This is a genomic window from Niallia sp. FSL W8-0954, assembly GCF_038005605.1.
Classification (GTDB): Bacteria; Bacillota; Bacilli; order Bacillales; family Cytobacillaceae; genus Niallia; species Niallia circulans_A.
This window is the reverse complement of the sequence record NZ_JBBOTN010000001.1, coordinates 2,113,656-2,134,928: the sequence shown is the minus strand read 5'-3', so window position 1 is coordinate 2,134,928 and position 21,273 is coordinate 2,113,656. Positions and strand designations below refer to the sequence as shown.

Genomic DNA, 21,273 nt, shown 5'->3' with positions numbered 1-21,273 from the left:
ATCAGCTGAAATGGTCGAATTTGTAGCTATCTTCTTGCCTATGAACACCGTTTTTTCCAACGTTCCTTGGTTTCATGGCTTTCACTCTCTTTATGAACACCACTTTTTCCAATGTTCCTAGATTTTTCGACTTTCATTCTCCTTATGAACACCATTTTCCCCCAACGTATTTCCATTTCTATGCGTTCATACCACTGACTGTACACTCTATCACCCTAACCCACTTTATCGATCATTTCGGACTTTTTTATGAAGTTCATATAATGTATTTAATGCCTGCATTGGCGTCATTTCTAATATATCTAAGTCTTTTAGTTTATTGACGATTTGCTTTTCTTTCGTAGAAATCGCCTTTTGCGGTTTTTTCTCTTCTGTTTCAAAGAAGGATAATTGTGCCTCTTCTTCGGCTATTTCAGCTTTCACAACCGATTTTTCGATTACTGCCACTGCTGTTTCTCCAGCAAATTGATCCTTTTGCTCAAGGCTTGTTAATAGCTCTTGTGCTCGTTCAATCAATGCTTCTGGCAATTCAGCAAGCTGTGCAACGTGAATCCCGTAACTCTTGTCTGCTGCGCCCTCTTTTATTTTATGCAGGAAAACAACTTTTCCGTTTTGCTCCATTGCACTGACGTGAACATTGCTTAATGATGGAAGTTCGTCTGCAAGCACAGTCAGCTCATGATAGTGAGTAGAGAATAAAGTCTTTGCGCCAACTTCATGATGAATGTACTCGATAATCGCTTGGGCCAGTGCCATTCCATCATATGTGCTTGTGCCCCGACCAATTTCATCGAATAAAATTAAACTATTATTAGTAGCATGCAGGAGTGCGTTTCTTGCTTCCAGCATCTCCACCATAAACGTACTTTGGCCAGAAATAAGATCATCTGCCGCTCCTATTCTCGTAAATACTTGGTCAAATAACGGCAGCACTGCATCATCTGCTGGTACAAAGCAGCCGATTTGCGCTAAAATGCTTGTTAAGGCAATTTGGCGCATATACGTACTTTTACCAGACATATTTGGTCCAGTAATTAACAGCAATTCTCTATCTTTATGCATGGTGCAGTCATTTGCTACATAGCTTTGCGCGTTCATTACCTTTTCTACTACAGGGTGTCGGCCATTTTTGACAGAGAGCGTACGATCATTTGAAAAGACAGGCTTCACATAGCGGCGGTCCTCACTTACTGTTGCGAAACATTGGAGCACATCTAGTGTGCTTACAGTTTTTGCAAGGTTTTGTAAGCGTGGAATATACTCTTTAATGGTCTCCCGGATGGTTGTAAAAATCTCGTATTCTAATTCAACCATTTTTTCTTCAGCTTGCAGAATTAGACTTTCTTTTTCTTTTAATTCTGGCGTGATATAACGCTCCGCATTAGCAAGGGTTTGTTTACGCTCATACTGTCCTTCTTGTAAAAGATGGACGTTTGCTCTTGTTACTTCTATATAGTAGCCGAATACACGATTATAGCCGATTTTCAGCGATTTAATGCCTGTTTTTTCCCGTTCTTCTCTTTCTAGCTGAGCAATCCATGTTTTGCCGTTTCGACTTGCATCGCGGTAACTGTCTAATTCAGGATGGTAGCCGTCTAAAATAATATTTCCTTCTTTAATAGACAACGGTGGATTTTCAACAATAGCTCGCTCCAGTAAATCAGTGATATCTTCACAAGGATCTAGGTCTTCAGCCAATTTTATAGCTTCCTTTGAACCAAACGATGCAACAATTTGCTGAATAATCGGTACTTGTTGTAACGATTTTTTTAGCTGGACAAGATCTCTCGCATTAACATTTCCAAAAGCAACTCGTCCTGCTAAACGTTCTAAATCATATACTTCTTTTAATTTTTCCCGCAAATCTTGGCGTTCAAAGTAATGTCCGATCATCGTCTCGACGAGATTTTGACGATATTCAATCTCTTCCTTATTTAAGAGTGGACGATCAATCCACTGTTTTAAAAGTCGTCCGCCCATCGCGGTTTTCGTTTCATCCAATAACCAAAGAAGTGATCCTTTTTTTCCTTTTGAGCGAATCGTTTCCGTTAATTCTAAGTTCCGCTTAGAAAAATAATCAATCTTCATAAATTGATCAATCACATAGGTCGAAACCGGTTGTAAGTGATCCAAGCTTCTCTTTTGTGTACGATATAGATAATTAAACAAGCGGACAACCGTATTTCTTAACTGCTGTTCTTGAATACCTTGCAATAATGGCAGATGCACATCTTTTTCATCCAGCTCATTTTCAATCGAAAGGGTTAATGTACCTCTTTCCTGTAACCGTTTCTGATACTCTTTCGAGAAATCGTCAGAAATTACTACTTCTTTTGCTCCCGATAAGGATAGTTCATTTAATAAAGAGTCTATTCCCTTAAGAAGAGTTGCTTTGCTTTCCCCTGTCGATAAATCGCTATAAGCAAAGCCAAATTGCTCTTCTGCAAATAAAGAGATAGTGGCAATATAGTTATTTTCTTTATCGGAAAGGTTCTTTCCTTCCATCATCGTTCCAGGGGTAATCAGCTGAACGACCTCTCTTTTCACAACTCCCTTTGCTTGTTTCGGGTCTTCTGTTTGTTCACAAATAGCCACTTTATAGCCGCGTTCGACTAGCTGTTCAATATAGTTGGCAGCAGAATGATGCGGAACACCGCACATGGGAATTCGCTCTGCTCCTCCGCCTTCTCTGCTTGTTAAAGTGATTTCAAGCTCCTGTGATGCTTTGATGGCGTCATCAAAGAACATTTCATAAAAGTCTCCTAAACGAAAAAATAAAAAGGCATCCTGATAATCTGCCTTCACTTGTAAGTATTGTTGTATCATGGGCGTATATGTTGTCATAACTTCCTCCAAAATCCTGTCCAAATCTATTATTCTCCCATTATAACATAAAGAAATAGAATATTTCAGTGGGTGGTATTGGGAAAAGACTATGAATATCTCTGAAAAAACACTTGCTTTTTTGTATGAAGTTAGATGTGATAACTAGTTCATTCCATTGTGCTCCATTCCAGTATTATTTTTAAAAATAATACTAGTAATTCGCGAGCAAATCTTTTATAATTTAGCTTGCAATAAAAGTTAATTTTAGGAAAAGGAGCAATTATCTTGAAACGTATTCTATCTATTCTTTTAACAATTGTTCTTATGGTCAGTTTTATGCCACATTCAAGTGCTGAAGCAAAAACGAAGGTTAAAACGTATAAAAATTGTACAGCCCTAAACAAAGATTATAAGGGTGGCGTTGCTAAATCCAAAAGCACCAAAAATAAGGGTGGAAAAACAAAGTACAAACCGTATGTATCTAAAGCCTTATATAACGCAAACAAAAAAATGGACCGTGATAAAGACGGAATTGCTTGTGAAAGATAATCTTCCTGCCTTTTTCTTATGCGAATTGGAAAAAGGCTTTTCTATTATTGATTATTAATGAATCATTAATAGAAAAAAAGACTAGGAAAAGCTCCTAGCCTTTACTCTTCTTCCCCGCCTACAAGGAAGTCTGGATTTAATTCCTCAAATTCTTCATCTTCTACTTCATCTTTAAACCAGGCATCGTCATCTTCCTTGCCACATTCGTCTGTGCAAACCTCCACACAGATTTTTGTTTCTCCGATAACTTCCACGATAAATTCTTTTTCTACATGGACAATGATTTTATTGCCATTTGGCGAAATCACTGCTTCAATGCAGTTTGGTTGTTGCAAAACGCGTGCAATAACATCATGGTCTTCTAAGCAGTCAGGATCACGATATTTTAATTTAATGACATCTGTATATTTCACACGCTCTGTTACTACTTCCGTTTGTGTATTATCATTATAAGAATACCAAACGTTAATATCAAAGTATCCACAAATTTCTACTGTTTTACCAACCTTTTCTGCTTCATACGTATGGTTGATAATCCAGCAGCCCAAGATACTTGATGGGCTGTTGTCTGGGCAGATAGTATGATTGGATTTTGTAAATTTACGTCCTTTCGCTACGACTGCCTTTGTAATAATCTCTCTATATTCTCCCATGTTCGAGCGAAACCTCCTCATTCATTTTCATTTCATCCTATGCGGGATAGGAGTCTAGTGTGCGACAATTTTTAAAGACGATAAGTAATGCTTAAATCTACTTCATTGTATGTAAAACTTGGGTAAGTGTGCCGATATTAGCCATTTTTCTAGACATCTATCCTTCTTTTTATCAATTCTAAAAAGCACTTTCCTTATTTCTTTATTAATGAAAAAAACCTTATCTGATATTATCCCCTTTAAGTAGACAATGTTAAAAAAACTACAGTACGCTGTAGATAAACATTTACTTAAAGGGGATTTTTCTATGTCTAGAAAAAATAATACGTATTCAAATGATTTGAAATTAGAAATTGTACAAGCCTATTTAACAGGCAATGAGAGTATGCAAAAAATTGCGGATCGTTATGAAATTCGTAATGTTTCTCAAGTGAAGGCTTGGGTTAAGAAATTCAAAGAAGTAGGCTCCATTGAAGCCTTTGAACGCCTACCATCGGTAGGTTCTGGCGCAAAAGGTGTGAAGAATCCACTAAAAGGTAAAAGAATTCATTTTAAGCATGTAGAAGAAGAACGTGATTATTATAAGGCTCAGGTTGAATACCTAAAAAAGCAGTATCCAAATCTGTAAACGGAGGAATGCCTACTTTCCCAGATCGTTATCACATTATCGAAGAAATGAAAGATCGTTATCCAATTACTTGGCTCACTGAAATGGCAAAAGTAGAACGTTCAGGCTATTATAAGTGGCTCAAAAATGGCAAGGTATCATTACGTAAACAGGATGATATCCTTTTAAAGGAGCACATTTTAGCGATTCATCAAACGCATAAAATGTATGGTTACCCACGTATGAAAATCGCTTTACGAGATAAAGGATTTCATGTAAATCATAAGAAAGTTTATCGGTTAATGACTGAGCTTGGTATTCAATCGATTATCCGTAAAAAGCGTAGAGTATGGCGAAATCGTACATCGCGTGTATTTGATAATGTGTTAGAGCGTCAATTTAAAGAGCGTGTAGAAAATGAGGTACTCGTGACAGATATTACGTATCTACCAACGAAAGGTTGTTTTCTCTACTTATCGGCTGTGCAAGATTTATATAACAACGAAATTGTTGCTTGGAAGATTAGTGAACGTAACGATTTAGAACTAGTTATGGATACGCTACAGGAATTGACGGCAAAAAGAAATGTGTATCGAAGCATCATTCACTCGGACCAAGGCTTTCAATACACATCAATTAAATATCATCAAACAGTAGAACAACTTGGCATGATAGGCAGTCATTCTCGTAAAGGAAACTGCCACGATAATGCTTGTATAGAGTCATTCTTCTCTCACTTTAAAAGTGAGTGCTTGTATCTGTTACACGATAATTCGGAAGTAGCAGTGAGAAAAGCTGTTGAACAATACATCTATTTCTATAACTTCCAACGCTTCCAAAAACGACTCAACCACCTGGCACCGATAGAATATCGACACCAGATGGCTGCTTAGTCTTTTTAAAGCTGTCTACTTGACAGGGGTAAGTCCAATCTATTCAGCTCTTTTTTTTGCTTTTAAAAAAATATGCGTTTGTATTAATACATTCGCGGATACAGCTTGTTCTAATCTCTATATACTGTAGTATACGGTAAGGGGGTGAGGAAGTTGGCAGGGTTATTTAATAAAAACGATCAGTTTGATTTTAAATTCAATGTTAATGGTAAAGAGGTTACTGGCGAGGACAGAGCTAAATACGCACAAGAATTAATTACTAAATTATCTTCAGAGATGGGTGGATTAGTCCAAAAGTTAACCAAAGGTGTTTCTGAGAATGTAGCTGGAACTACAATGGATGCAATGAAGGAGAAAGTTGCAAGTACGGTTGATTTAGATTCAATTAAAGAAAAAGTAAAACCACATCTTAATCCTGAAACGCTAAAAAGCATTGTAAGTGAAGACACCCTAAGCAAGCTACAAGAGAAATTACCTGTCATTGATGCTTCAAATGATGATGGGAACCTTAAATTAAATGTTAACGGCAAGCCTATTTTTTCACTAGATCTTTCAGATTTTATCAAAAAATAAGTAATCAATCTTTTCTTTGAAAGGAGGTGAAGTCAAATGTTGTCTAAATGCACATCTGATTGTCACAAAGGTAACGGTTCTGGCGTTGCTGGTACTGATGTTACTGCTAAAGGTAAAGGCATTGGAAACAAAGGAGCAGAACTTCGCGGATTTACTAATGCTACTCAAGGTAACGGTAACCTAGCTAACCAATTTTCTGCTTCTGGTGCTGCTGGTGGTGCTGCTGTAGGTGTTAACTTATTAAACTTCTTTGTTGGTGGTATTTTAGTTAATGCTAACGTTGCTGGTGCTGCTACTGCTGTATCTTTCAACCAAAATAGCCCTGAAATGGTGAACGAAGGTTAATCACCTTTAAAATAAGCACTCCTATAAGTGATAAGCATATAATAAAGGGCAACATCTTCTTGATGATTGCCCTTTTCTTTTACATACCTAATAGAAGGAGGCTAAAGAATGGCAAAAGATAAAAATATTGGGTTAACTGCTGAGAAACTAAAAGAGCTTGGGGTACCAGAGGAGCTTATTGATAAAATTCTAGAAACAGGAGGTCCTTCTGTTAACACCCATGCAGAAGGAGGAAATGGTGGAAGTGCCGTCAGCTTAACTTATGTAGACAATTACTCTGTCTTATTTCTTGTTTATACATTTCTATTGCAAACAGTTAATAACGGAAATGCCAAAGATAAAGAAACAAAGCAGCTTAATAAAGCATTGCTTTCAACCTTGCAAACAGCTATGAAGGAACAGCAAGAATATCGGAAAGCATTCTTACGAGCGATCAATATTTTAAATAATCAAAACAAGTAAAACCAAGCAAAGATATGCTTGGTTTTACTTGTTAACATTCTATTTAAAAAGTATGCTACCCATTGCATTACACCACAAGGAATCTTTACGATCGCTCGTTCTTGGATCTCAGCCTCTTATTGTTCTTTCTTCTTCTCAACGGAAGAAAGGATTTCTGTTTCTACTGTGTCTGCGATCGTTTTTGTTACCATTTGCAGCATATCGTTAACAATTTCTTGTGATTCTTTAAATTCACTGACAATTGGCAGTTCATCGATTTCTTTTTGTAAGGCATCAATTTTTGCTTCAGTATCTTTTAAAGCAGCAATTTTGCCATAGTGCTGAAGATTAACTGCTTGTTTTTGAAGCTTTTTAATCTGGGCAATTCGATCATTTACTTTTTGGTTTTGATTGATTTGTTTTTCTGCTCGTTGGTAAAATTCCACTTCTTCTGTCTCACGAATCATTTTGGCAAGCTGCTCTGTTCGTTCGATAATTTCTTCTCGTGTGAATTTCGCCATTAGTTTGCCTCAACAGCTTCTGCTTCTAATACCTCAATCATTTCTCCGTTTAATGACCATGTTTTTGCATCGGTAATTTTCACAGAAACAAGTTTGCCAATAGCCGATTTTGGTCCGACAAAGTTTACTAGCTTGTTTTTACGTGTATAACCAGCAAGCACATCTGGGTTATTCTTGCTTTCTCCTTCTACAAGAACCTCTACCGTTTGGCCTTGATAATTCTTCATGGAATTAGCAGAATACTCATTAACTAAAGCATTTAGGCGCTGTAAGCGTTCCTTTTTGACTTCCATCGGAACATTATCTTTCATTCGTGCTGCAGGTGTTCCTTCACGTGGAGAATAGATGAATGTATAAGCAGCTTCAAAACCAACCTCTTTATAAAGAGATAATGTTTCTTCAAATTGCTCATCTGTTTCATTTGGATAACCAACAATAATATCTGTTGTAAGAGTTAAATTAGGAATAGCCGCTTTCATTTTGCGAACTAATTCTAAATACTGCTCTCTTGTATATTTACGTGCCATAATTTTCAACACATCAGATGAACCCGACTGAACTGGTAAATGGATATGTTCCACTAAGTTACCGCCTTTAGCAAGCACCTCAATTAAATGATCATCGAAATCACGTGGGTGACTTGTTGTGAAACGAACACGCGGAATATCAATTTTGCGCATTTCTTCCATTAAATCTCCGAAACGGAAATCAATATCTGTAAAGTCTTTTCCATAGGCGTTTACGTTTTGACCAAGCAATGTAATTTCTTTATACCCTTGTGCTGCTAAATGACGCACTTCTTGGATAATATCTTCTGGACGGCGGCTTCGCTCTTTTCCGCGAGTATATGGAACAATACAATAGGTACAAAACTTATCACAGCCATACATAATGTTTACCCATGCTTTAATTTTTCCATTACGTACTTTAGGAAGGTTCTCGATCACATCCCCTTCTTTAGACCAAACTTCTACGACCATTTCTTTTGACATATATGCTTCGTGAAGAATATTTGGTAAACGGTGAATATTATGTGTACCGAAAATCATATCTACTTGTGTGTATGTTTTTAAGATTTTGTTTACGACAGATTCTTCTTGTGACATACATCCACAAACACCTATTAAAAGGTCTGGCTTTTCCGTTTTTAAATGCTTTAAATGTCCTAATTCACCAAATACTTTATTTTCTGCATTTTCACGAATCGCACAAGTATTAAGAAGAATAACATTGGCGTCATCGACTGAATCTGTTGCCTCATAGCCTAAAGCTAAGAAAATCCCTGCCATTACTTCTGTGTCATGTTCATTCATTTGACAGCCATATGTACGAATGTAGAATTTACGCCCTTCACCCATTCCGCGGAACTGCTCGGAAATGGAGAAATCCTTCTCATAGCGGACTTCCTCTTTTCCTCGTCTTTTGGCATCTTTTAAAGAAGGGGCTTTGTATACTGTTTCGAAATATTTGCTATAATCCTTTTCGGATTTTTTGTCCGAAGAATTATTGCTTCCGATTTGCTGTCCTTCTAAACGTTGGTTTTCGTTCATTTCAACTACTCCTCTCTTATCGATGATTTTGGTTTCATCCATAAGTTTGTTAATATACATGTTTAGGCTTCTTATAGATTGGTGTTTTCTCCCCACCATCGATTCAAATTGAACCGATAAAAACTACTTTGACAAGAAAAACATCCATCCATATAATAGCTGCTTTTTCATATGTACTATTCTTTATAGACATATTTTCATTATTCTAGTATAAGCCTTTCATCTTTTGAAAACAATAGCAACGTCTTAAAGATATCATTCTACTATTTTCTTGTTGTTTAACTAAAAAGATACTTTCTCCCTCTTCCGCAAAGGAAAGAAGATAGATGATTTTCTTTATTTCGGAAACCTTTTTGTCATATTCGTATATAAGAATTTCTCTACTTGCGTACTTGTATAATATCTTGTTAGCTCATTTATTAGATTAGGATAATCGACAGCGGAAGCTAGACCTTTTACCGTTTGGTCGATTCCATCAAAATCAGAACCAAAGCCGACATGATCTTCACCTCCAAGCGAACATATATAATCAAGATGGCGTAGAATATCTGTAATAGTTGCTGTGTTGGTTCCACTTAAAAACTGTGGCACAAAAGTAATGCCGATTACACTGTCTGCTTCTATCATTGCTTTAATTTGGTCGTCGCGTAAATTACGAGGATTTGGACAAAGATTATATGTATTCGAGTGTGATGCATATGGATACTCTGCATGCTCCATAACATCCCAGAAGGCATTTTCCGATAAGTGGGAAACATCTACCCAAATTGCTTGCTTATTCAAAAGCTTCACTGTTTCTCTTCCGAATAAAGATAAACCAGCACCTCTAGGTTCTAGTGCTCCATCCGCAACAGCATTCGCATAGTTCCAAGTAAGTCCTACTGCTGAAACACCTAATCGAAGCAATGTTTTTAATTTTAGCAAATCTCCTCCAATCGCATCACAGCCTTCTAATGTTAGGAGTGCACCAATTTCACCATTTTTTAATTCCTTTATATCTTTTTGTGAGCGTATAAATTTTAAATCTGCATTCGGCTGTAAGATTTTATCATAAAAGATAGTTGCCATGGATAAAGCTGCTTCAAACCGCATATCAGGATGGACAGATTCTGGAACATAAATAGCAAAACATTGAATCTTTGCCCCCCCTTTTTGTAAATTACTCTTAGTGACATGAAGTTTATCACTATTCTGAAAATTTATCGTTTTATCTATAAACATTTTATATAATACATCACAATGACCATCGAAGTAACTCAAACCATTCACTCCCATACAAATATGTTTTTTATGTAAATCTTGTGGCTATTTCTCTCCCTCAAGATATCAATTGACTATAGTTATAAAAAAAGGATGCCTCACTCATTTGGTTTATTCTCCACAGTTTCAAGTTAATAGCGGGAGAAAAGTTCATTCTCCAACTTAATTTTTTCTGTGGGACCTAAACCTATTGAGGAGACATCCTCCTTCTTTTTTTAAGGTTTGCTCTATTCAGTTTCCAAAAGATCAAAGGAACACAAACAAGCATACCAATCTCAGAAGGGATACAGTGAAACTAAGTCAGAAAAGATTTTTTTCTTCTCCATTTATCTTAGTTAATCATTCAGTCCTATACAGACAGCTGACTTCACATCTGCTTCTACAAATATCCAAAAGTTCTACCGCCATACTGTCCAATTAAGATCAAAATAAATGGAAAAGCATGTAATTACATGCTTTTCTACTTTTTATCAAATCTTGTTTTCTCTTTATCTAGGCTCCACAATGAGCTTGATGGCCGTTCGTTCCTCACCGTCAATGACGATATCAGTGAAGGCAGGAATACAAATTAAATCCACTCCGCTAGGTGCTACAAACCCTCTTGCGATAGCAACTGCTTTAACCGCTTGATTTAATGCACCTGCACCAATAGCCTGGATTTCTGCTCCACCTCTTTCACGTAGAACACCTGCAAGCGCACCAGCTACAGAATTGGGACTAGACTTTGCTGAAACCTTTAATATCTCCATTTCTAGCTCCTCCTTGTTTAACCCCCCCGCATGTTACATTAAATAATAATGAACATATCAGGATATATATCATTCCAATGTTACTATATTCCAAGTTTCATACACATATTCCAGCTTGGACATAAAAAATTAGAAAATATTTGTTTATACAAGATAGCTATATCCTCAAATAATTATCCTTTTATTACGAGAAAAATGGATGATCATCATTGATTAATATACGTTCTATTTTCTTTGCTTTCCCAGTCTTTTTATCTACTTCAATTAAACAGCCGCTTAATTGTGCTCTCCCACTTTTTGGCGGCTCGAAACGTGTTGGCAAATTGGTTAAGAAACGATTCAATACTAATTCCTTTTGCATTCCAAGAATCGCATCATATGGCCCTGTCATCCCAACATCGGCCATAAAGGCAGTTCCATTTGGAAGGATACGGTTATCAGCTGTTTGCACATGCGTATGTGTTCCCACAACAGCTGTTACTTTTCCATCTAAATACCATCCCATTGCTTGCTTTTCACTTGTCGCCTCTCCGTGGAAATCAACAAAAATAATATCAGTACGTTTTTTTGCTTCCTCCACTAAGCCATCAATCACAATAAATGGATCATCACTCGGATTCATAAATGTTCGCCCTTGTAAATTGATGACAGCTACTTCTATATCATTAATTTTAACAAACACCATGCCTTTTCCTGGATTATTTTCGGGAAAATTTGCAGGTCGTACTAAGTATTTTGCCTGATCGATGAATTCAAATATTTCGCGATTATCCCATGTATGGTTTCCCATTGTTATTGCTTGAGCACCAATTTCTAAAAAGCTTCGATAGATTTTTTCGGTGATACCTTTTCCCCCAGCAGCATTTTCGCCATTTATTATCGTCATCTGCGGACGGTATTTCTCCTTTAGCTTTGGTACGTACTCTTTAATCATATCTCGACCCATAGAGCCTACGACATCTCCAACAAATAAAATATGCATGTCTTTTTTCCTACTTTCTAATCTTCACTATGTAACAGTGTAACATATAATTGCCTGCGTTCCTAACTCGATTTTCCTTCTAAAAACTTTTGGAAGATAATGTTGCCAATCGAGTAGGAGGGAGTGATTAACTCCCGACCTCTCATACCACCGTACGTACGGTTCCGTATACGGCGGTTCAATTAAGATGAATAACGCAAAGTTTCGTAACGAACTTGCAGACTTTTCAGCCCTTGGCTTTCCCAATAGGAATTGCCGAGGGTTCTGTGTAATATGGGGCTTTTAGAAATGCGCCAGTACCCTTTTCGGGTGTTTCCCCACTCGTATGCTTTTCCAAAAGGAACTTTCAACCGAGTAAGATTTCTGACTCTTGTTTGAGGTTTCTTCCAATTCTTCCATAGACACATCCTTAATCTTCTTTTAATCCAGCTATCTAGTGATTTGAATGTGGAACTTGTATCTGCTAATCCAAAATAACCACACCACCCCATTAGATATTGGTTTAACATCTTGATTCTGTATTCCATGGAGTATGGCATCTTTCTTGAGGTAATCTCTCGTATTTTCTTTTTCATTCGAACTAGACTTGTTTTCGCAAGACGAACCTTTGGTTCTTTGTGACTCGTGAAACTAAAACCTAAGAACTTCCGGTTCCAAGGACGGTCTACCGCTGATTTCTTTTCGTTTACTTTTAAACGAAGTTTTCCCTCAATAAATCTTTGTACACTCGCCATTACTCTTAGACCCGCACGTTCTGTTTTCACATAAATATTGCAATCATCTGCGTATCGAACGAATTTATGTCCACGTTCCTCCAACTCTTTATCGAGTTCATCTAGAACTATGTTTGAAAGTAAGGGACTTAAAGGTCCACCTTGTGGTGTTCCTTCTTCTATACTTGAAATCACTCCATTTATCATGACACCAGCTTGGAGATATTTACGAATAAGTTTTAATAAAGATTTATCTGAAATTCGTTTCGCTAATGTTGCCATTAGTCGGTCATGATTGACCTTATCGAAGAATTTCTCTAAATCCATATCAATCACCCATCGATAACCTTCCTTTAAATAACCCTTTGCTTTCCGAATAGCGTCATGGGCACTCCGATTTGGACGGAATCCATAACTGTGGTCCGAAAATGTTTTGTCATATTCCTTTGATAAAATCTGCGAGATAGCTTGTTGAATAAAACGATCTGTCACGGTTGGGATACCTAGTAAACGCACACCACCATCTGGTTTCGGGATTTCGACTCGACGTACTGGTTGTGGTTCATAGGTTCCATTCAAAATCTGCGATTTAATGGTTTCCCAATTTTCGAGGATGTGCTGTCGTAAGGTTTGTACGGGCATCATGTCTACTCCATGGCTTCCTTTATTCGCTTCCACTCGCTTTAGCGCTTGTATCATATTTTGCCGTTCAAGAATTTGATTCAACATCACCATTTCGTTCCTTTCCGTGATTAGCTTATCTTATTATGCCCATCTGAACTCCACCCTCCGCAAATACCCTCGTGGGATTCACCACTACTTTCTAAGCGTGAGGTTTCTCTGTTTTCTGTGCTATTTCATTCTAGATGGAAAGCCAAGGGCTAATCTCTCTTAATTGTTCAGTCCTTCCGACTGGTTCTAGACCCAATCGTACTATGACCTCTGCTGACTTCTGATGATTCAGCTACTTGTCACCAAGTAGGTTATGAAGGGTACTTCACGTTTCCATCAGACCTCCCCGGGTAAGCACATGCACTTTCACACCATCTATCCGCCTCATTTACTAGGTATGACCTTCGACAGAAAGGACTTTGTTTTGTGTTGCAAACTCATCCAGTCGTAACTAGCCTTGTATGAGATTCGTGTTCCTCGGACCGGTGTTTTGCCTCCAGCTTCCTTCAGATTCCGCGTCACCACGGACACCCTAGCTCTTGGCTAACCTCTACTTCTGTCTTCGGGGTTCGGGACTCGCACCCTATAGTTCATGTGCATGCCGGGCGCACAACATAAAAAAACGGTGCAAACGCACCGTTTTTATTTTGCATATTCAACCGCTCTTGTTTCACGAATGACGGTTACTTTGATATGACCTGGATAATCTAATTCCTCTTCGATTTTCTTACGAATATCACGAGCTAATCGATGAGATTCTAAATCATCCACAAGATCAGGTTTCACCATGATTCGAATCTCACGACCTGCTTGAATAGCGAATGATTTCTCTACTCCATCATAAGACTCTGAAATTTCTTCTAATTTCTCAAGTCGGCGAATATAGTTTTCTAATGTTTCTCTTCGCGCTCCTGGTCTTGCAGCTGAAAGTGCGTCAGCAGCGGCTACTAGTACAGCGATAATTGAAGTTGGTTCTGTATCACCATGATGGGATGCGATACTATTGATCACAACTGGATGTTCTTTATACTTGGTAGCAAGTTCGACACCAATTTCCACATGGCTTCCTTCGACTTCATGGTCAATTGCTTTCCCTATATCATGAAGTAAGCCAGCTCTGCGGGCAAGAGTTTGATCCTCACCAAGTTCAGCAGCTAAAATTCCTGATAATTGTGCCACTTCCATACTATGCTTTAATACATTTTGTCCATAGCTTGTACGGAATTTTAGACGGCCGAGAATTTTAATTAAATCTGGATGTAATCCATGAACTCCGACCTCAAACGTAGTTTGTTCTCCGATCTCACGAATATGTTCATCCACTTCTCGACGAGCTTTATCAACCATTTCTTCAATACGAGCTGGATGAATACGTCCATCCTGGACGAGCTTATCTAACGCAAGTCTAGCAGTTTCACGTCTTATTGGATCAAAACCAGATAAAATTACTGCTTCTGGTGTATCATCAATAATTAAGTCAATTCCTGTTAATGTTTCAAGCGTTCGAATATTTCGCCCCTCACGGCCGATAATTCGCCCTTTCATTTCATCATTTGGAAGGTTAACAACGGAAACTGTAGTTTCTGCAACATGATCAGCTGCACAACGTTGGATTGCAAGTGACAAAATTTCTTTAGCCTTTTTATCTGCTTCTTCTTTCGCTCTAGTGTCACTTTCTTTAATCATTATCGCAATATCATGAGCAACTTCTTGCTCTGTACGCTCTAAAATGATGGATTTCGCCTCTTCTCGAGTTAATCCAGAAATGCGCTCTAGTTCTGTTTGCTGCTTGCGAACCATCTCGTCCACTTTGCTTTCCATCTCTTCCATATGCTGTTGTCTTTTATTAAGAGAATCGTCCCTCTTTTCTAACACTGATTCACGTTTATCTAACGCTTCTCCCTTGCGATCAAGATTTTCCTCTTTTTGCAATAAACGATTTTCTTGTTTTTGTAGTTCATTTCTTCGATCACGAACTTCTAGTTCTGCTTCACTACGAAGCTTGTGAATCTCATCCTTTGCTTCTAACAAAGCTTCTTTTTTCAATGCGTCTGCTTCACGCTTTGCATTCTCCATAATTTGTTCAGCAGTCAACGTTGCATTGCTAATTTTTGCATTAGCATTGGACTTTCGAATAAAATATACAACAAAGCCAACAACGGCAATAACGATTAGAATAAGCAAAATGGAGATGATTTTTATTAAATCCATCATTTTCACCTCCTCTTGCTATCAAATTGTGTTTGTTACGATTTTAAAAGTATTGGCTTAAAATGTTCCTTTTTTCAATCGAAATTTCCCTAGTCTTATAAAATGTTTTCTAGGTTTTCATACTTATAAAAATGTAAAATATACAATTTAATTGTATAGTTGTACCAATTTATTGTCAAGGCTTTGAACTAGTAGGATTAACCTAATTCTCATTGGCTATCTCCGTTATCATCTTCCTCTAACAATTGCTCTTTACTTCCTATATATGTATGAAATATCACCTTATTTAAAGCTAAACCTAACCTATCATCCGTATTATAGTCAGAAACTAAGCTTATTAAACCTAGGAAGTCCTTTATCCCACAGCCTCTTTTAAATACTTAAGTGGATTGAGAAGATTTTTTTACTTTCCAGATTACGATGGACAATAATTGTGTTTTTTGGGATCAGTCAGCTTGGAGCACCCAAAGAACGCTATCGAATACTTTTATAGAATAGCAACAAAAAAGATGGCAAACGGAAAAACCCGTCTCCCATCTTTCTTAACGATTAATCGATTAATTCAAATTGTTCATTCTCATCATTTTCAGGCTTTAATGTAACTTCTTTATCCAGCCCGTAATGATCGCGAATTTTCTTTTGAATTTCTAGGCGCATTTCTGGATTTTCTTTCAAGAATTGCTTCGCATTTTCACGGCCTTGCCCTAATCTTTCGTCATTGTAAGAATACCAAGCACCACTTTTTTGAACAATATCAAGTTCAGAACCAAGGTCAATGATTTCTCCTTCTTTAGAGATACCTTCACCATACATGATATCGACTTCTGCTACTTTGAAAGGTGGTGCTACTTTATTTTTTACCACTTTGATTTTTGTTTTGTTTCCTACCATATCTGTTCCTTGTTTTAACGTTTCAGCACGACGAACTTCTAGTCGGACAGATGAATAGAATTTTAGCGCACGTCCACCAGGAGTTGTCTCAGGATTTCCGAACATTACTCCAACTTTTTCACGAATTTGGTTAATGAAAATAGCAATCGTTTTTGATTTATTAATAGCACCAGATAACTTGCGAAGTGCCTGTGACATTAAACGCGCTTGAAGTCCAACGTGAGAATCTCCCATTTCGCCTTCAATTTCTGCTTTTGGTACAAGTGCTGCTACAGAGTCAATAACTAAAATATCAACTGCACCACTTCGTACTAATGCTTCCGCGATTTCTAATGCTTGTTCTCCGGTATCTGGTTGAGAAAGTAATAATTCATCAATATTAACGCCAAGCTTTTGGGCATAAACTGGATCCAATGCATGCTCTGCATCAATAAATGCTGCTTGTCCGCCATTTGCCTGAACCTCAGCAATAGCATGAAGCGCTACTGTTGTTTTCCCTGAACTTTCAGGACCATAAATTTCTACAATACGACCTCTTGGATATCCACCAACACCTAGGGCTGCATCTAAAGCTAAAGATCCACTTGGACTAGTAGAAATGACTCTATCTGCTTGCTCTCCCAGCTTCATGATACTACCTTTACCGAATTGCTTTTCTATTTGTTTTAACGCCATTTCTAATGCAGCTTGACGATCACTCAAATACGTTCTCCTCCTTATATAAAAAATGAATCTCACCAATCATGATTCATTCGTTGTTTAAAAGATTATATACTTAATATACCTTTTTTCCTTTCATTTGTACAGTAAAAAATCGAACATTCATTCGTTTTTTTATTTTCCAGCTGAAAGCAACCTTTTAAGTAAAAGATATCCTATTATTTATCTTCTAACATTTTCAATAAGAAATATTGACCGTATCTCACACTTCTAATTCGATTACCAGCTCTTGTTCCACTTAATGCTAACTTCTCTACTTTTGTCGGTTCACCGCTTTTAGCAATCCCAATATAAACGGTACCTACTGGGTTTCCTTCTAATTCATTTGGACCTGCAACTCCTGTGAAGCTTATCCCAATGTCAGCTTTTAATAGACGTGCAACATTCTCCGCAAGTTCTTTCGCACATTGCTCGCTTACGACACCATGTTCTTTGATCGTCGACTCTTTTACTTGCAAGATTTGATGCTTTACTTCATTTGTATAGCAAACAATTCCGCCTTTAAAAATATTCCCAGCGCCTGGAATTCCTGTTATCTCTTGCTGAAACAGTCCTCCTGTCAGACTCTCTGCGGCTGCTACTGTTAAATTTTTCTTTAATAAAATATGAGAAAGCTCATTCATTAAAGTAGTGTCCTCATACCCATAGAAAAATTCTCCTACACGTGCGAATATTTCTTCTTCTGTTTTTACAATCAATTTATCTGCTTCTTCTATAGAATCATGCTTACATGTGATACGTAATGTTACCTCTCCATCTCCTGCGAGCGGGGCAATAGTCGGATTGGTCTGGGCATCAATTAAATCTTCTATTTTTGTTTCTAGCAGGGACTCCCCAATGCCAAAGAAGCGAAGCACGCGTGAAACAATGACATCTTTGCTTGTCATTTGCTTTTGTATTGCAGGAAATCCATATTTAACAAACATTGGCTGAATTTCTTTCGGTGGTCCTGGTAAAAGCATGTAAAAGCGACTGTCTTTTTTTAAAAACATCCCCGGTGCCATACCATGGTCATTTGGAAGAACGTCGCTTCCTTCTAATACTAATGCTTGCTTTTTATTATTTTCCGTCATAGTGCGTTTCGTTTTGACAAAATAGTCTTCAATGGAATCTAAAGCTGTTTTATCAAAAACCAACTCTTTCCCTATATGCTTGGCAATCGTTTCTTTCGTTAAATCGTCCTTTGTTGGACCTAGTCCACCGGAGAAAATAAGCAATTGTGCTCGGCTTTCAGCGACTTTTATTGCTTCCTCTAAGCGAGCTGCATTATCTCCAACAACTGTATGATAATAAACATTTACTCCTAAGTCGGCTAAATGCTTGGATATAAATTGAGCATTTGTATTAGCAATTTGTCCAAGTAATAATTCTGAGCCAACAGCAATAATCTCTGCATTCATATAATGCTCCCCCTTTTTGTCTGTTCATAAAGAAAGGACGTCTCTTTATAAAGCAATATACGCTTGTCATAAATAGATGTCCTTATTTTTATTCCTCTATTTTATTTGGATGAAACAAAAGCCTGTTTATTTTTTGCAAAATAATCCCAGCCAGACCAAATCGTAAAGATCAAGGCAACCCATAGTGCAAGGATATCAAAAGGCAGTGAAATAAGTTCAAAAATCATATTATGTAATAAAAGCGCAGAAATCGCAACTATTTGGGCCCATGTTTTAATTTTCCCAAGCATATTTGCTGCAACTACCTCTCCGCCTCCAGCTAATATTAAACGTAAACCGGTTACTGCGAATTCTCTGCTAATAATAACAATCGTAATCCACGCAGGCGCCATCTGCAATCCTACTAAAACAATTAATGCAGATGAAACTAATAATTTATCTGCTAAAGGATCTAAAAACTTCCCTAAATCGGTTACTAGATTATACTTTCTCGCAAAGTGTCCATCAATCCAATCCGTTGTCGATGCTAGGATAAAAATCAAGGCACCGATAAAATGTGTCATCGGTAAGGTAACACCTAAAAATGTTAGTTCTCCCCATTGAAAGTCCACTAGCATGATGACTAGAAAGACGGGGATTAATAAAATTCTTGCTACGGTAATCTTATTTGGCAAATTCATCTTACATCCTCCATTACCATGACGTTAATCGCCACTTTCATTAAAAATAAATTAAAAACATTAGTATTATAACCTAAATACGATATAATAGCGAAAAATAGTCATCGAATCGATGACTATTCTTCTTTTATATTTTTAATAACAAGATCTTGTCTAGAAGATGAATCACCAAGGTCTATTTTTTCATCGTTGACAAAAACATCTACTTGGCTGTTTCCAATTACAATACGTGCTTCTGTCTCTTTTGATAAATCTTCTTCGTGTGATTCAGTTCCATCTTTTTCAAGGATACCTTGGAAAAAGGAATAGTTTTTGCCATTTTGGATATCAACCCAAACTTTTCCTGTTGCTACAAGCTTAACAACAAACTTCTCTGCATTTTTCACTTCATATGTTGTCTTTTTTCCAACTGTTTCTTTTTTGGTAATCTCTTGTTTTGGTGCCTCTTCTTCTACTTTCTTCTCTTCTTCTTCTACTACTTGTTCTTTCTCTTTATTAGCATCCTTATCAGTTACCTTTTCTTTTTCCTTTTTATTTAATGCATCTGATTTCATATAAACAGAATTCTGTTCCGCACCGCTATTAGACTGTTTTTCTGGATTTGAATCTTTCGCATACACAAAATACCAAACCAGAAAAGCAACAGCCAATACAAGAATAGCAATAAGAATAGTTGGCAAGATATCGAATACCTTTGAAGTGGCTCCGTCTATTGCGCTTCTTGAATTCACTCTCGATAAATTTTGCGGCAACTCATCATTTACCGTTGTTGGTACCTCAGCTTTATACTCTTCAAATATTTCTTCTGGAACCAAATCTACCGCTTCTGCGTATTGTTTGATAAATGCCCGTGTATAAAATTTACCTGGCATCATACTATAATTACCTTCTTCAATGCCAACTAAATAACGGACTTGAATTTTGGTAATCTCTTGTAATTCTTCTAGCGTTAGTCCTTTAGCTTCTCTAGCTTCTTTTAATCGATTTCCTAATTCACTCACAAGATAACACCTTCCAACTTACTAAAAATCAAAACCCTCGAATTCACTTTCTAAGGCAAGAGTATTCTTTTTATGAACATCATAAAGAATCTCCTCGTCTGGCTCATGTCTTAGCTCAATAATATAATCAAAATCATCTAAAGTGTATTCTGTATTATGTACAAAGGCATCGGGATGTTCTACTACTTTTATACATGGCAGGCGCATCACTTCTCGAACAACCGCCCAATGTCGCTCATTAATCTGTTTGGAAGAAACAATACCATCAATGATAAATAAATTATTTTCATTATATTCTCCCTGCATTAAAGAATGGCGGATAGTCTGCTTTAGCAAAGTAGAACTCACTAAAAGCCATCTCTTATTTGCACAAACGCTTGCAGCTACTATGGACTCCGTTTTGCCTACCCGCGGCATCCCTCTAATACCTATTAATTTATGGCCTTTTGTCTTAAATAATTCCGCCATAAAATCTACTAGCAATCCTAGCTCATAACGAACAAAGCGAAATGTTTTTTTGTCATCTGCATCTCTTTGAATATAACGACCATGTCTTACTGCAAGTTTATCTCTTAAAGAAGGTTCTCTAAGCTTGATTACTTTTATTGTGTCCATTGTATAGAGAATAGATTCTAACCTTTTTATTTGTTCCTTATTTTTCGCTAACATTAATAAGCCGCGCCGTCCATCGTCTACCCCATTAATGGTGATAATATTAATTGAAAGCATTCCTAGTAATGAGGAAATCTCCCCTAGTAGGCCAGGTCGGTTTTTTTGAATTTCGTATTCTAAATACCATTCCTTCTGTTCCAAAAAAATCCTCCTACAACTAGCAAGTGAAATTTTCTAGTCTTTTAACTTCTATCATATAGGAATAGTATAAATAATCAAGAAAAAAGGGGTCAAAATAGAAAAAAAGATGGACTTTTTATAAGAAGGGTGCATTCTAGGAAAATAAAGCATTCATTTTAATCTAAAATCATTGTTTCAAAGCTATTTTTACTTGATTTATTTGCATGCTGCTCATGTTTGATCT

Annotated in this window: 20 protein-coding genes; 6 read left to right on the top strand and 14 right to left on the bottom strand. The window is 37.1% G+C overall.

What is annotated here, in order from left to right; translation table 11 throughout:
- Window positions 1–225 precede the first annotated feature (225 nt).
- Window positions 226–2,844 (bottom strand): DNA mismatch repair protein MutS, encoded by a 2,619-nt coding sequence (gene mutS, locus NX902_RS10320; protein WP_171509530.1) that lies wholly within the window; start codon window positions 2,842–2,844, stop codon window positions 226–228.
- 306 nt (window positions 2,845–3,150) lie between these two features.
- Here mutS and NX902_RS10315 point away from each other — a divergent pair, with 306 nt between their 5' ends.
- A complete protein-coding gene (locus tag NX902_RS10315; protein WP_370999621.1) occupies window positions 3,151–3,375 on the top strand; it encodes an excalibur calcium-binding domain-containing protein in 225 nt (74 codons plus the stop codon).
- A 101-nt stretch (window positions 3,376–3,476) separates the two neighbouring features.
- Here the strand turns inward: NX902_RS10315 and NX902_RS10310 are convergent, their stop codons facing one another.
- Window positions 3,477–4,028 carry an outer spore coat protein CotE gene (locus NX902_RS10310; RefSeq protein ID WP_095329254.1) on the bottom strand — a complete coding sequence of 184 codons (552 nt, stop codon included), beginning with the start codon at window positions 4,026–4,028 and terminating at the stop codon, window positions 3,477–3,479.
- Between the two features lie 250 nt (window positions 4,029–4,278).
- Between NX902_RS10310 and NX902_RS10305 the strand changes: the two genes are divergently transcribed.
- The 5 genes from NX902_RS10305 (at window position 4,279) to NX902_RS10285 (ending at window position 6,908) form a co-directional block, all read left to right on the top strand.
- Window positions 4,279–4,656, top strand: coding sequence for a transposase (locus NX902_RS10305; RefSeq protein ID WP_340461236.1), 378 nt, complete (start codon window positions 4,279–4,281; stop codon window positions 4,654–4,656).
- An 8-nt stretch (window positions 4,657–4,664) separates the two neighbouring features.
- Window positions 4,665–5,528, top strand: a complete 864-nt coding sequence (locus NX902_RS10300; protein ID WP_341160561.1) for an IS3 family transposase — start codon at window positions 4,665–4,667, stop codon at window positions 5,526–5,528.
- Window positions 5,529–5,681: 153 nt separating this feature from the next.
- On the top strand, window positions 5,682–6,101 hold the full coding sequence (locus NX902_RS10295; protein WP_095329253.1) for a hypothetical protein: 420 nt from the start codon (window positions 5,682–5,684) through the stop codon (window positions 6,099–6,101).
- Between the two features lie 36 nt (window positions 6,102–6,137).
- The gene (locus NX902_RS10290; RefSeq protein ID WP_095329252.1) at window positions 6,138–6,446 is read left to right on the top strand and encodes a hypothetical protein; all 309 of its coding nucleotides are present in this window, start codon (window positions 6,138–6,140) and stop codon (window positions 6,444–6,446) included.
- 108 nt (window positions 6,447–6,554) lie between these two features.
- Window positions 6,555–6,908, top strand: a complete 354-nt coding sequence (locus NX902_RS10285; protein WP_095329251.1) for a hypothetical protein — start codon at window positions 6,555–6,557, stop codon at window positions 6,906–6,908.
- Between the two features lie 116 nt (window positions 6,909–7,024).
- Here the strand turns inward: NX902_RS10285 and NX902_RS10280 are convergent, their stop codons facing one another.
- The 12 genes from NX902_RS10280 to NX902_RS10225 all read right to left on the bottom strand — a co-directional run bounded on the left by NX902_RS10280 (window position 7,025) and on the right by NX902_RS10225 (window position 21,050).
- Window positions 7,025–7,408, bottom strand: a complete 384-nt coding sequence (locus NX902_RS10280; RefSeq protein WP_123257485.1) for a RicAFT regulatory complex protein RicA family protein — start codon at window positions 7,406–7,408, stop codon at window positions 7,025–7,027.
- On the bottom strand, window positions 7,408–8,958 hold the full coding sequence (miaB, locus tag NX902_RS10275; protein ID WP_095329319.1) for a tRNA (N6-isopentenyl adenosine(37)-C2)-methylthiotransferase MiaB: 1,551 nt from the start codon (window positions 8,956–8,958) through the stop codon (window positions 7,408–7,410). Before miaB ends, NX902_RS10280 begins: the two co-directional genes overlap by 1 nt.
- A gap of 336 nt (window positions 8,959–9,294) precedes the next feature.
- Window positions 9,295–10,218, bottom strand: a complete 924-nt coding sequence (locus NX902_RS10270; protein ID WP_123257484.1) for a dipeptidase — start codon at window positions 10,216–10,218, stop codon at window positions 9,295–9,297.
- 488 nt (window positions 10,219–10,706) lie between these two features.
- Window positions 10,707–10,967, bottom strand: coding sequence for a stage V sporulation protein SpoVS (spoVS, locus tag NX902_RS10265; protein ID WP_016201204.1), 261 nt, complete (start codon window positions 10,965–10,967; stop codon window positions 10,707–10,709).
- Between the two features lie 184 nt (window positions 10,968–11,151).
- On the bottom strand, window positions 11,152–11,949 hold the full coding sequence (locus NX902_RS10260; RefSeq protein ID WP_095329248.1) for a TIGR00282 family metallophosphoesterase: 798 nt from the start codon (window positions 11,947–11,949) through the stop codon (window positions 11,152–11,154).
- A 182-nt stretch (window positions 11,950–12,131) separates the two neighbouring features.
- A complete protein-coding gene (gene ltrA, locus NX902_RS10255; RefSeq protein ID WP_171510276.1) occupies window positions 12,132–13,394 on the bottom strand; it encodes a group II intron reverse transcriptase/maturase in 1,263 nt (420 codons plus the stop codon).
- 582 nt (window positions 13,395–13,976) lie between these two features.
- Window positions 13,977–15,545 carry a ribonuclease Y gene (gene rny / locus NX902_RS10250; protein WP_047940071.1) on the bottom strand — a complete coding sequence of 523 codons (1,569 nt, stop codon included), beginning with the start codon at window positions 15,543–15,545 and terminating at the stop codon, window positions 13,977–13,979.
- A 549-nt stretch (window positions 15,546–16,094) separates the two neighbouring features.
- Window positions 16,095–17,138 carry a recombinase RecA gene (gene recA / locus NX902_RS10245; protein ID WP_095329247.1) on the bottom strand — a complete coding sequence of 348 codons (1,044 nt, stop codon included), beginning with the start codon at window positions 17,136–17,138 and terminating at the stop codon, window positions 16,095–16,097.
- A gap of 176 nt (window positions 17,139–17,314) precedes the next feature.
- Complete coding sequence (locus NX902_RS10240) at window positions 17,315–18,556, bottom strand: competence/damage-inducible protein A (RefSeq protein WP_341160708.1); 1,242 nt, start codon at window positions 18,554–18,556, stop codon at window positions 17,315–17,317.
- 101 nt (window positions 18,557–18,657) lie between these two features.
- Window positions 18,658–19,236, bottom strand: a complete 579-nt coding sequence (gene pgsA / locus NX902_RS10235; RefSeq protein ID WP_095329245.1) for a CDP-diacylglycerol--glycerol-3-phosphate 3-phosphatidyltransferase — start codon at window positions 19,234–19,236, stop codon at window positions 18,658–18,660.
- 116 nt (window positions 19,237–19,352) lie between these two features.
- A complete protein-coding gene (locus NX902_RS10230; protein WP_123259581.1) occupies window positions 19,353–20,237 on the bottom strand; it encodes a helix-turn-helix domain-containing protein in 885 nt (294 codons plus the stop codon).
- 21 nt (window positions 20,238–20,258) lie between these two features.
- The gene (locus NX902_RS10225) at window positions 20,259–21,050 is read right to left on the bottom strand and encodes a YmfK family protein (protein ID WP_171509527.1); all 792 of its coding nucleotides are present in this window, start codon (window positions 21,048–21,050) and stop codon (window positions 20,259–20,261) included.
- Window positions 21,051–21,273 lie beyond the last annotated feature (223 nt).